Here is a 12,395-nt window from a genome sequence, read left to right on the forward strand (position 1 = left end):
CGGAGGGCGGCGCGCCTCAACGCTGCGCACGTCGCCGATTAATGCTCTTCGCAGAGCCCCAAATGATTGCAAGCTACGACGCCACAGCGAATCGTCCTTGAGTGCCATCTCCTGCGCGCGTCATGTGCCGTATTGCACGCTCGATCTGTTCGGCAATTTCGTAGTGCACCATGTGGCCCGCGCCTGGAATAACGTTCAGCGCGCTCTGCGGGACATCTTGGTGCAGCCGGACTGAATGGGCCTCCACGTCGACGATCTTATCGTCGGCACCTCCGAAGATAGCGACTGGCATCGCTAGCTCAGCATAGCGTTTGTGGAGCCGCGCCGCTGCCGGAATCATAAACGCTGCGTCCTCCGCCTCGGCACGAATCTGGAGCGAACGGGATAAGAAATCTCGAGGCATGGCAACAAAGAAATCTTCGGGCAGAGGCGTGGGCGCGAACATCGCCTCTGCTGTGCGCTTGAGCAACAGCCGCGCGGTGGGGGAGACACCGTATAACGCAGTGCATCGCCCAGGAGCGGGACTGCCGCTGGCGCGCTGATCGCGACGTCCAGTCGAGCGCTAGGGTAGTAATAGCCGGAAACCAGAACCAGGCCCCGCACGTCCGCAGGAAAATCCATCGCCAGGTCGAGGGCCACCAGCGTGCCCCACGAATGGCCGAGTACCACGGGCTGCTCGACGCTCAGTTTGTCGAGCGCCTCATGCAAAAGCTGAGCTTGCGCTTGTGACGTCCAAAGTCGGTCGCGCGGCCGCTCACTGTAACCAAAGCCTGGGCGATCGAACGCAATGACACGTTGCCGTTCGGCTAGCCGATCGAACAGACCGCTACAAAGTCCGTCTTGCAGCGCGACGGTGTTCCCATGGAGGAGCACAACGGCAGGACCGGTACCCTTTTCAACATAGTGCAGGCGCACCCCGTCGACCTCGATAAACCGACCGACGGGTGGGTTACGTCGTTCCGCCTTTCGTGCGTGATAGAGGTTCCAAACTGCGAGCGAGGCAAGCGCACCGGCGGCGAGCGCCAATGACGGGAGGACGGGCCCAACGGTGGGGTTCTGGCGGGACGGACGATTCATAGAGCCTCGTAAATGCCGATTTAGGAACAGTCTTCAAATGAGCGTCGAGTCGGCCCGGTAAGGTCAGACACACCGGTCCTTGCGACGAGAAACTCGTGTCGCAGTCGTCGCGACGTAAGAGCAAGCGCCGTGCGTTGTCATCAGTCAGAGCCACGCTCCAGTTCGTTCCGTACCGCGCCTTCGTGCTTCGTAGTGGGCGGCAAACCGTGCCAGTGAACGATGGTCTCGCACAAAGGCTATCGCCGGGCGGGCTCAGCAAAGCAGTGCTCCGCCTCAGTTCCGAGAGCGTTGATCTTCTCGGGTGAGGCAGCCCGCTTCACATAGCGGGCGATGAACGTCCGCGTCTCGTCGTCCGAACAGCGCACGGCGACGCGATCGCCGCTGACCATTTCTACCGTCCCTTCGCCATAACGGCGCACGCGGACGACGTCGCCTACCGCGAAGGTGCGCGTGAGCTCATGCGCGTGCGCCGGCACTTGGATTTCACGCGGACTCTCCTTCACGGTGGGCGGGTGCATACAGTTGTCGCACACGCCACAGCTTTCGCCGCCGAGTTCGACGATCGGTTTTCGATCGCCTGATGACGCTTGAGATCGCGCATCTACGACATCTGCGACATCGGTGGCGAAGTAGTCGAGCAACATCCGCCATCTACAGCGGGCGCTTTGCCCGTAGGTAATCATGCGGTCAAGCACCGCTTGGTCGCGCTCGGCGCGCGCTGCGAATTGTTCGGCGGTCGCGTCGACTTTCGCCATTGCGCCGCCGTCGTCGATGAGCTTCAGGCCACCGTTGCGCGTGCGGCGGGTCATTTTTATATCGTTGAGCAGCGTTGTCGCTACGCGTAGCTTGTTGATGCCTACGTTCGGCAACGCTTGGCGTAACCGCTCAAGCGGTTTTTCGAGGACTTTGCTTTCGCTGTCCCGCGCGAGCATCTGCACCGTTTCGGCCACCTTGCGGATGGTTTCCGTAGTTGGATAGCGTCCGCCCAGGAAAAACTGTTGGACCTGTCTGTCCTTCAACTCGAACAGAAGGATGCAGCGCGCGGCTTCGCCGTCGCGCCCGCCGCGGCCTGCTTCTTGATAGTACGCATCGAGGCTGCCCGGCACCTGCGCATGGATAATGAAGCGAATATCCTGTTTGTCGATGCCCATGCCGAACGCGTTCGTTGCTACCATCACGCGTGCGCGGTTTTCCATGAAGGCGTCCTGTGCCTCCGAGCGGGCCTTGGCCGACAGCTTGCCGTGATAGCGCTCTGCTTGGACGTCTGCATCAAGGAGCAGTGCATGCAGCGTCTCGCACTCGGCCACGGTCGCGCAATAGATGATGCCGCTGCCTTTCTCCGCTCTCGCCAGTTCGACCGCGCGCTTTCGCCGGTCATCGAGGTTTGTCATCTGTTCGACGGCGAAGTGCAAGTTGTCGCGATAGACGCCGGTATGAATAATGTTTGCATCGCGCATTTGCAATTCGCGCACGATGTCCGCGCCGACGGCAGGTGTCGCGGTCGCGGTTAGCGCAAGCACAGTCGGGTGCCCGATGTTTTTCACTGCATTTATCAGCTCGACGTACGCGGGACGAAAGTCGTGTCCCCATTGCGAGATGCAGTGTGCCTCGTCGATGACGACGAGAGGCACGTTAGGCGTGCCGTCGGCCGTGAGCATCGTCAGTTCGGCCGGAGCACATTCAAATAGTGGTTAATCTCACGACGCGTTCCGGTCGACTGTTCGAGCACCGTCTGTAGTGGACGTCATTCGAGGGGAAACCATGTTGTTTAACTAACGAGCGTTCGTACCGAAGGATCAGCACCTGAGCAAGTCGAAAAATGAAGCCGGTCGGGGTTCCGATGAAAGGGGCCGTGGCATGGGTTATTTTCCTGCAAGGCCAGCGCGCTGCGGCATCAAGACGAGTTCCGATGTCGTGTCGAGTGAATCCTTTGTCGTCCTCTGGCAAGGGCGACACTCGCTCGCCTCTTCGAACCGGTGTCGCTGCAACGCGAGTTCTTTTGCGAGCGGGTGGAAGATAGGTCGGCTCGGTTCAGGCGATACGACGCCCGACCGGACTTCCGTAGGATAACCCAGCAGTCCCGTCTCGCAATGCCGGTCGTTACTCCAGCCGGGATAGTCGACGATTGGATACAGGCACAGTCCCTCGACCGGTACGCCAGCCGCTCGTGCTCGATACGCCTGGTCAGCCACGAACGAAAACCATGGCCGCCGCATATCACCTTCGGCACCGGTTTCGGCAATCACTAGCGGGCGATTGTACCGACGGTACACTTCTTCAAACATATCCGACAATGATCGGTACGCTGGGTCGCCTGGACCGAGCTCGCCGCCTTCAATAAGCCACTGGTTGAAGCTGTAATAGTTCAAACCGACGATGTCTAGGTAGGCCTGCCCGCCTCCGAGTCCAGGCCAGAGCTCGCCCGTCAGCATGTCAAACGCTTGATACTGGCTCAAGCGATGACGCTCGGCGTCATCCTTGCGTTCTGGCAGGCGTGAGACGACGTTGATCAACGGGTCGGTTGTGATGAAGCGCGCGCCTGGAACCACCGCCCGGACCGCGTCCGTTGCAGCGATGGTCGCTCGAATGAGTTGATGTTTCAGTTCGAGCCCGCGGCCGAATGTCGATGGGCGAATGTCGCCGACCTCGCCGCCGAACCATGACCAAAATGAAATTTCATTGATCAAGGTGAAGACCGGCGCTTCATCGGTTTCCGTTGCGACGAGTTCAGCGGTGGCTGCGGCAAACCGCGCGAATGCTTCGACGAACTGAGGCCGCCAGATGTCGATATGATCCGGCCACCCATAATGGCAGAGGTCCCAGACAACCTGCACGCCGCAGGCGTTGGCCGCGCGCAGCATCGGGAGCACGCTGGTCCAATCATAGCGACCGTGTCGCGACTCAACCAGGTGCCAGCGCACGCCGTCCCTCACGGTGACTATGCCGTGTTCCGCCAGACTGACATAGTCTGCGAGCGCGTGTACATCGTGCGCAGTGGAACGGAGCAGGTCGAGTCGCACGCCGTCATTCCTTCGATGACTTGCGCATTCAAAGCCGCCCCAAAAAAAGGACTTGAACTCAGGCGCAGGTCTCATCGTGATGGGATGTCCGTCGCGGTTCGAAGTGGGCTATCATCCATGGCTTCCTCTTCCCGGTGAATCGCGCTCTGTGGGCGGGAGCGTTCGCCCGAGCACGATTCGGCCTCAATCCGCGCATAAACGGCGAGCGCCTGTCCAACGACCTGGTCCATGTTGTAATAGCGGTAAGTTCCCAAGCGTCCAACGAACGTGATACCTGGCGTCTGCTGCGCCAAGGCCTCGTAGCGCTTGTAAAGCGCCTGGTTGTCTGAGCACGGGATCGGGTAGAACGGGTCGCCGGTGGCGCTCGGATATTCGAAGGAGATACTGGTTCTCGGATGACACTGACCCGTCATGTGCTTATATTCGGTAATGCGCGTGTATTTGACGTTTTCGTCCGGATAGTTCACCACGGCCACCGGTTGAAGCTGCGGTAGGTCAAGAGTCTCGTGTACGAACCTGAGCGAGCGATACGGCAACTTGCCAAAGCGGAAGTCGAAATATTCGTCAATTGGCCCGGAATAGATAATGTGTTTGAAGAGGAAATCGTTGCGCGCTTCACGGAAATCAGTGTTGAGCCTCACTGTGATCGCAGGATGCGACAGCATGGCTCTGAACATCGGCTCATAACCCTCAGCGGGCATGCATTGAAACGTATCGGCAAAATAGCGATCATCCGTGTCGGTACGCGTGGGCACACGAGAAGTGACCGACTTGTCTAACTGCGACGGGTCCATGCCCCACTGCTTGCGGGTGTATCCCTGGAAAAACTTTTCGTAAAGCTCGCGGCCCACCGCGCTGACGACGACGTCTTCCGAGGTGAGTACGTCAGGTAGCGCCTCCGCGCGTTCGGCAAGGAAGGCGCGTGCCTCCACCGACGTCATGTGGAGCCCATACAAGACATTCAGAGTCGTCAGATTGATCGGAATCGGCACCAGCATGCCGTCGACATGCGCCTTCACACGATGTTCGTACGGACGCCATTCGGTAAATTTCGACAGGTAGTCAACAATCCGCTGTGCGTTCGTGTGAAAGATATGCGGTCCATAACGATGTATTCGGATTCCTGCTGCATCAAATTCGTCATAGGCGTTCCCGCCGATGTGGTCACGGCGGTCAATGATCAACACCGTTTTGCCCAGGCCGGCGGCGAGGCGTTCGGCAAGAACAGCACCCGCAAAGCCGGCCCCGACCACCAGGTAGTCGAACGGCTGGCTACGCGCGCATCGCGGGCCGGCTCGGCCATGTGCGCAGGTGGCGTTGCCGTCAGTGCTGCCGGGGCCGCGGTTATCCCCGATTGCTGGTTCGCGCCCGCTCAGGTCATTGCGCATTATTCACCTCGTGCCCTTGCTCCAACACTTGCAACACGACGTCGTGCATTCGCTCGAAGGTGTCTTCCCAACTCATACCCATGAGAGCCGCGTCTGCCGCTTGCTCGACGAAGAGCCGGTCGGCCGACTGCTCAAGCGCTTCGTCGAGCGCCGCTAAAAATGACGGGAGCGAGGTGGCGTCCCCACATGCTCGTGCGATGGTGACGGCACGGCTGGTGCCGTACGTGTCCACGACATCGCGAACCGCGGTCGACACAACGAGACGTCCGCCGGCCAGGTATTCCGGTGTCTTCGTCGGACTGATGAAGCGCGTGGATGCGTTGAGCGCAAACGGCATCATGGCGATGTCCCAGTGCGCGAGAAATGCAGGCAGGTCGGTGTACGCTTGCTTGCCAAGATAATGAATGTTCGGGCATCGCGGCAATTCGCTGCTGTCTATCTTCACGACCGGACCGATCACCACGAAATGGATATCTGGCCGTGCTGCAGCTGCCTCCCGCAACAGAACCATGTCGAAGCGCTCATCGACCACGCCGAAAAAGCCGACACGTGGACGTGGTATCGCCCGCTGACTGTGTGGCTCAGGGAGCGCCTTCCGGGCTTGTCTAAAATGCGCCACGTCGACGCTGCTTGGAAACAAGTGAACGGCCCGGTGATGCCGTCGCTTGGCCTGGTACAGACTTCGCCCACCCGCAAAGACCAGGTCGGCTTTCGCGAGCAGGGCGCGCTCGGCAAGTTCGAGCGAGGCCGGCGCACCCACGAACGCGCTTAGTTCGTCCATGCAGTCGTAGACGGTCGCGACCGGTGCGAGAGACGGCGCGCACGGCAGTGCCATAGGTGTATAAAACCAGAGCAGATACCGCTTCAAGCCCATCTCGGACACGAGTGCGTCAATAAGGCATTTCTCAATAGCGTCGCGTTCTAGTGCAGCGCCTCCCGGCAGACACGGTACGACAACGGTCGGTCCTGTTCGGCCGCGACGAATTTCGAGGCGAGCCTTTCCTTGGCCAACATCGACCGGCTCTTCGATAAACCACAGCGGATAACGGCTCGCCAGTCTTGACATGAGGTGTTGCGGGCGCTGATACACGAAGTCCCAGCGCAGATGCGAGAAGCAGATCACGCCATCGAACGGGTCTTCGAGCGGGTAGGTTTCTACCGCGCCCGCCGTTGAATCTATCTTGCTTGCCAGCGCCGGACGTTGATTTCTGTTCATGACGGCCTCACGGGGTTCGCTATAGCCGACTGTTCCCCGGCGTCGCGACCGAGGAAACGACGAGTGATCGGAGAAGGCACCGAGCAGTCCGTACGTGGGCTTGGCAGCATTCAGCAAGGACGGTGCCTTAAGCCCTGGAAGGGCGGCGTCTCGAAAAGCCGCTGGCGCGGCTCGTGCGGCGCCGATAAGCGGCTATTTGTCGGTCTTTAGCGCACGCTCATGCATCCAAGGACGCCATCGTCCTTTGTGGCTCGCAGCGAGGCGCGGCTGGGCGCGGAAGACGCTGGGTTGCAATAAAGCCAAGGATTGAGTCACCGACCCTCGCCCCGCGCGACGGAGGTCACAATCACGAATCCCTACAGAGCGGCTGCCAACGGCTGCCCTTTCGGGCGGCACGACGTTTGCGCAATGGTTTGCTCCCCTGCTTTCCACCTCGATAGGAGAATCGTCATGGCTGTCGCAACTCTCAATGATCTTTTCATTCACGGACTTTCAGATATCTATAGTGCGGAGAAGCAACTGACCAAGGCGTTGCCCAAACTCGCCCGGGCGGCCACTAACCCGGAATTGTCTGCAGCGTTCAAGACCCATTTGGAAGAAACCCAAGGCCAAGTCGAGCGAATTGATCAAGTAGTCGAGACCTCTGGAATCAAGCTAAAGCGCGTGAAGTGCGTCGCTATGGAGGGGCTTGTCGAAGAGGGACAAGAGCAGATTGAAGAAATCGAGAAGGGTCCCATCTTGGACGCGGCGTTAATCGCCGCAGCTCAGAAAGTCGAGCACTATGAGATTGCTGCATACGGGACGCTTGCCACGCTAGCCAAGAAGCTGGGCTATACGGAGGGCATGAATCTTTTACTCGAGACCTTGGAAGAAGAAAAGGCAACGGACGAGAAACTGACGATGTTGGCCAAGCAAGAGCTCTCTCAAGAGGAGGTTGGCAAGTAAGCCGTTATCGGTTCGGACCACTTCCAGTCGCTGAACCGATGCGCACGCCGCGTGGGATCCAAGGAAGTTCCGTGCGGCGTACCCGTCGTATGAATGGAAACGGTGAGACGATGCACCCGAACGAGTGCGCTGATCGACCGCGACCCGAGCCGTTCGAACTGCTCGAGTGCGCTGATCGACCGCGACCCGAGCCGTTCGAACTGCAGACGCCTTCAGGCACCGGCATTCGCACTGAGACAGGGAAGGGCACACAAGTCGTTTCCTTTCTCGCATCACTGGCTTGAAGCGGGCCGCGTGCCGAATCCTGCACTGCATGTTCGGCGTGTCGCTGATGCCGTCAATTCCAGGCAGTGGCGACGCATCCCTTGACGTCGGATTCGTCACGTATTCGCCGGGAAAGGCGGACCGTTCGGCGTTCGGAAGGAGACGATGGAGCTTCATGGGCTAAGAAACGAAGCCGTAGCGCGTGGAAGGCCCTTGCAACCGGAGGTATCCCACAACGAAATCTCTCGAACGTTGGTATCATGAGTACGAGCGGTGCCGCGATTTGCCGAGGAAAAAACGTATTTGCTTGAGGCCGCGCTACTCGGCAGAACAAAAAAGGCGGCCACGGACCACTACATGAGCCACGGCACAAAGGCCTTGAGATATCCGGGACGTGGGACGCTCGTCGCCTGGCTTGACGAGCTGCATCCTGAACGAAAGAAACGCGCTCTCGGGAAGACTTCGGGTATTCGGTACGCACCAGAGCTTAGGCATACAGCGGTCATCGATCTGTGCACTCGACGACAAAGCGCCGAGGAAGTTGCCAAAAAGATTGGCGTGAGCCGCCCAACGTTGTACAACAGGAGAAATCGGTTACTCGTCAGGAGGCTGTTTCAATGATGACACGCCGCAACGATCCGCCGCAGACCTCCGAGCAGACGACGCTGGAGCAGCAGGTCGAATCACTCCGACGAGACATCCGGAAGCTCCAGATCACGGTACTTCTCGCCGACGGACTTGGGCACGGAACATTCGCTAACCATGCAGCGACCCAGGCGGCGAGATCGCTCGAGGCGAACGGCAACGCACCGATCAAGGAGATTGTTCATTGCGCACACGCCGTGTTGCGATCCACGGTTGGCGCCTGCGTCGGCGTGGCACGCGTTCCGATGGTTTCATCGATCACCCATCCGGCCCTCACATTCGCCGGGATAGGAAACATCTCGGCAAGCGTGTGGACTGAACCGTCGCATAAGCATCTTCCCTCGCATGATGGCGTGGTCGGCCATCCCTCATCGCTGCGGTGCTTTACCGCGGCTTCGCGCGGGAGCATGACGATGTGACCGTCTTCGTTGCTCGTGCAGATCAGCACCCGCCCGTGTGATTGGATGGCGCTCCTTTGCCGGCCAGTCGGGCCCAATCGGTGCTGGAGTAACTTCATTGACCAGCCACTCCACGGCGTGATGGCAGGTTGACCTGGCGGAGAAAGAGATGAACCTGATCGAGACCAGTTTTGGCGTTGATCCAACGCCGCGTAGGGCGGACGGCGAGTATATGGCGCATGCAAAAATCACGACGCCTGCCGTCGACGGGCAAGGGGTTCAGATCATCATGAGCGGTGACTTGGCCGGGTTCGATGAGCGGGAAGACGCCATTGTGTTCGCAAGAACGTGGGCCCGCGAATGGATTGACACGTATGTCCAAAAGGCCACCCTCCAGAAGCAGTGACGCAGCCGACGGTTTCCATGACCCCATTACCGAGTGAGGCACGGGATCACTTCGAGGAACGCCTCATGGTTCGCATCATCCCTTACCGCGGATTCGAGTTCACGCGACCCTGGTGGCCTCGTCGGAGGACCTACAACGTTAGCTTCCAAAATATCGGAGGCAGCAGTCTGAGCGTCCTTGGCGCGCCTGGCCGTCGCATCCCACTTCACAACGGCCCGTTCACGCGGCGCTGGTCCTATCTCATTGCCGAGTGTGCCGGACAGGCGGCAATCGACCTTCTCATCGGCCCGCCGGACAACGACGGTTGAAAGTCTGATACTGAGATCGTCGTCAACTTGCTCCAGGTACCATTTTGCCAATTGCTGTAAGGCAGTCCCGCGGTCGATTTCCACCGGATTTCCCAGATGCTTAAAGAAGTGATCGAACTCTACGCCAGCGAAAATGGCGACAGGTGGCTCCTGCAACGCGGTGCCGACGACGTACCCGTGGTCCGCCACGTGCCGAACGTCGCATCAGGCGGAAAACCGACCGACGCACCGGTCGCGGATTTTTTGGCATCCGCGCATGCAACGCCGCAAGGTAAGGCGCTCCTCGCATCAATCGCAGACCTCGCCGGCTGCGCAGTCGGACGACAGTTTTCGGCGGTACGCGCGACGGACGATCAACCTGTCGCAGATGGTCTATTACTCGCGGCCGTTCGCGTCAGGACATTCGCAAATGAACGTCATCTAACGAACGCCAGCGGCTTTTTCTTCGTGCGTGACGAGCGGCTGTTTTTGGTAACCAGCCGGCACGTCGTCCACGATGCGCTGAGCGAACACTTTCCGGACCGGCTCGAGATAGAACTTCACATTGACCGCGACAACCTCGGGGCGTCGACCTGGTTTTCGCTTGCCCTTTACGCTGAAGGGACGAGCCTCTGGCGAGAAGGTGCGGATGGAGGCGGTGAGGTCGACGTTGCCGTTCTGGAGGTGCTCAGGGAGCAACTGCCCCCCACAGCGGTGTTCGAAGCGTTTGGGCCAGAGCATTTGCCCAAGGCACAAGACGTGATGCCGGTCGGGTCTTCTGTTCTGATTGTTGGCTTCCCGCTCGGCTTCCATGATTCGCTGCACCACCTGCCCGTGGTCAGGCAAGGCGTCATCGCGTCGGCGTTCGGTCTTCGCTTCCAGGGTAGAGGCTGCTTCATTACCGATGCGCGCACTCATCGAGGCACCAGCGGCGCGCCCGTCGTGATGAGTGATGCGAACGCCGCGACGGCGCGTAGCAGGTGCGCGCTGCCGTGGAAGCTGCTGGGCATTCACTCGTCAACGATCGACATGGGCGGACGGGACCTGCAAGTCGACGAATCTCTCGGACTGAACAGCGCCTGGTATGCCGACATCCTCATGGCAATCACGCAACCACCTTTACAGGGAGCAATAATGACCGAGCATAACAAAACAGAACGACCCGTCGATCAAGAAGGACGTAGTGAGCACGACGCACGTCAATCGACAACCCAACCAAACAAGGATCGCGTCGCGCAAGACGCGCTGGATCGCGGCGACAAGGAAAAAATTGATAAGACGCTCGCTGAGCTTAATGTCTCGACCACCGAGTCTGGCAAAGACCAATCGAGCAAACCGGACACAGAGGGGTCGAATTCCTCGAGCAAAAACCTTGACGAACAGAACGACTGATTGAACGGCGTATGAGCGCCCTACGCCCGACCGCATTAATGCGAGTAGGCGCAGAAGGGCGTCGGTCGTGCCGGACTCCAGAGTGATGTCTTGCGTCTCAATGCGTTCCCGTAGTCGTCGAGCGAAGGCGAAACCACCCATCCCCGGCATGTTGATGTCGAGTAAGGCAATATGAGGAATCCACGCGGTGGCCAGATCTGGTGCGGCCTTGCCACTCAAGACGCAACGCGCGTCATAGTCTTCGTGCTCAGATGCTCGCTTCTCGCGCATGGCCGTGGTGCGACGTGCGCAAGCTAAATTGCTTTAGGGGTGCAGAAATGATAGTAATAACGGGTGGCGTCGACATCTTGCTGCAATCGATCGCGTCCGAGCCGCAGCTTGACAGCCCCGCAGCCGCCTTCCGCGATCAGCGCAAGCGCTTCGTCGGCAAGCTTCCCGGTATCCGTCAGCCACAGACCGTTGCTGTTATAAGCGGGCACCGTGCCGACGTCGCCGCCCAGTAATCGCGCCAGCGGGAGATTCGCGGCTTTCGCCAGGGCGTCCCAGGCCGCCATGTCCAGCCCTGCGATGGCGATCATCGCAAGACCTTCGTAGCCGACCAGACTCAAGGACTTGCGGTCTGCCTGAAAGTCGCACAAGGGCGCGATGCGCTTGCCCTTCCTACTGGCTGCCAGATCGCTCATGATCGACACGATGTACTTCATCGAATGAGCGAGGTACGGCTCGAGATAGCTGCATCCGCTGACGCCTTCGTTCGTTCTCAGCGTAATGGCGACCACCGGCCAGTCCGAGTAGCTGCCGACCCGCGACACGATCGGCCGCTTCAGCGGGATCAGAACGGGCTGCAATTCTGTTATGGCGCGCGCAATATGAGATGGAACAGGGGATGTTTGTCGCGCGGACGGCGAGAACGATGTTCTGAACTTTTCCGCGCGTAGCGCGCGACGCTGCAGGCGTAAAGAAGGCCGATGCACCTCTGGTATCGTGCGACGTTGTCCAGACCCCGCACGTTTTCCAGAACTGACCGGCCTATGCATCGTATCGTACACGCCCATCGCGCGCTGGAGCAACACCAGCGCGCCATCCTCTTCACGCTCGAATCCTACCGTCCGCCGCGTTGTCCGCACTGCGGCGTCGCCAGCCTTTGGGGGCATGGCTTTTACGACCGCAAGGCTGATCGCAGCGCAGCCGGTGCGCTGAATCCCGTTCTGGTGCCGCGCTTTCGCTGCACGGCGTGCTGCCGTACCTGTTCACGCCTACCGCTGTGCTTCTGCCCGCGCCGCTGGTACGGCTGGGCATTGCAGCAGCTGGTGCTCTCCCTGTGCATGTCCGGCATGTCGCTGCGCCGCATCGCCGC

Annotated in this window: 10 protein-coding genes and 2 pseudogenes; 5 read left to right on the forward strand and 7 right to left on the reverse strand. The window is 59.7% G+C overall.

Annotation, left to right across the window (positions count from 1 at the left end; genetic code table 11):
* Positions 1–73 precede the first annotated feature (73 nt).
* The 6 genes and pseudogenes from AWB75_RS38800 to AWB75_RS27700 all read right to left on the reverse strand — a co-directional run bounded on the left by AWB75_RS38800 (position 74) and on the right by AWB75_RS27700 (position 6,701).
* Positions 74–469 carry an alpha/beta fold hydrolase gene (locus AWB75_RS38800; protein ID WP_235012264.1) on the reverse strand — a complete coding sequence of 132 codons (396 nt, stop codon included), beginning with the start codon at positions 467–469 and terminating at the stop codon, positions 74–76.
* Between the two features lie 83 nt (positions 470–552).
* Positions 553–1,077: pseudogene (locus tag AWB75_RS38805) on the reverse strand (alpha/beta fold hydrolase); the annotation flags it as partial.
* Between the two features lie 236 nt (positions 1,078–1,313).
* Positions 1,314–2,735, reverse strand: coding sequence for a RecQ family ATP-dependent DNA helicase (locus AWB75_RS27685; protein ID WP_061127215.1), 1,422 nt, complete (start codon positions 2,733–2,735; stop codon positions 1,314–1,316).
* Positions 2,736–2,939: 204 nt separating this feature from the next.
* Positions 2,940–4,097, reverse strand: a complete 1,158-nt coding sequence (locus AWB75_RS27690) for a beta-glucosidase (protein WP_200823043.1) — start codon at positions 4,095–4,097, stop codon at positions 2,940–2,942.
* Between the two features lie 71 nt (positions 4,098–4,168).
* Positions 4,169–5,485, reverse strand: a complete 1,317-nt coding sequence (gene glf, locus AWB75_RS27695) for a UDP-galactopyranose mutase (RefSeq protein WP_087086908.1) — start codon at positions 5,483–5,485, stop codon at positions 4,169–4,171.
* Complete coding sequence (locus tag AWB75_RS27700) at positions 5,475–6,701, reverse strand: glycosyltransferase (RefSeq protein ID WP_061127226.1); 1,227 nt, start codon at positions 6,699–6,701, stop codon at positions 5,475–5,477. The genes glf and AWB75_RS27700 overlap by 11 nt, the downstream gene beginning before the upstream one ends.
* 450 nt (positions 6,702–7,151) lie before the next feature.
* Between AWB75_RS27700 and AWB75_RS27705 the strand changes: the two genes are divergently transcribed.
* The 4 genes and pseudogenes from AWB75_RS27705 to AWB75_RS39350 all read left to right on the forward strand — a co-directional run bounded on the left by AWB75_RS27705 (position 7,152) and on the right by AWB75_RS39350 (position 11,038).
* Complete coding sequence (locus AWB75_RS27705) at positions 7,152–7,646, forward strand: YciE/YciF ferroxidase family protein (RefSeq protein WP_061127227.1); 495 nt, start codon at positions 7,152–7,154, stop codon at positions 7,644–7,646.
* 490 nt (positions 7,647–8,136) lie between these two features.
* A pseudogene (locus AWB75_RS27710) lies at positions 8,137–8,626 on the forward strand (IS3 family transposase); the annotation flags it as partial.
* A gap of 496 nt (positions 8,627–9,122) precedes the next feature.
* Entirely contained in the window at positions 9,123–9,359 is a 237-nt protein-coding gene (locus AWB75_RS27720) for a hypothetical protein (protein WP_061127218.1), read from the forward strand.
* A gap of 404 nt (positions 9,360–9,763) precedes the next feature.
* Positions 9,764–11,038, forward strand: a complete 1,275-nt coding sequence (locus AWB75_RS39350) for a S1 family peptidase (RefSeq protein WP_327219949.1) — start codon at positions 9,764–9,766, stop codon at positions 11,036–11,038.
* Positions 11,039–11,331: 293 nt separating this feature from the next.
* Here AWB75_RS39350 and AWB75_RS39355 read toward each other — a convergent pair whose 3' ends face one another.
* On the reverse strand, positions 11,332–12,012 hold the full coding sequence (locus AWB75_RS39355) for an enolase-like domain-containing protein (RefSeq protein ID WP_327219951.1): 681 nt from the start codon (positions 12,010–12,012) through the stop codon (positions 11,332–11,334).
* A gap of 57 nt (positions 12,013–12,069) precedes the next feature.
* Here AWB75_RS39355 and AWB75_RS37320 point away from each other — a divergent pair.
* Positions 12,070–12,395 (forward strand): DUF6431 domain-containing protein (locus AWB75_RS37320; RefSeq protein WP_235012265.1); only part of this gene is annotated, 326 nt, incomplete at its 3' end.

Origin of the sequence: Caballeronia catudaia (genome assembly GCF_001544755.2) — a bacterium.
GTDB lineage: Bacteria > Pseudomonadota > Gammaproteobacteria > Burkholderiales > Burkholderiaceae > Caballeronia > Caballeronia catudaia.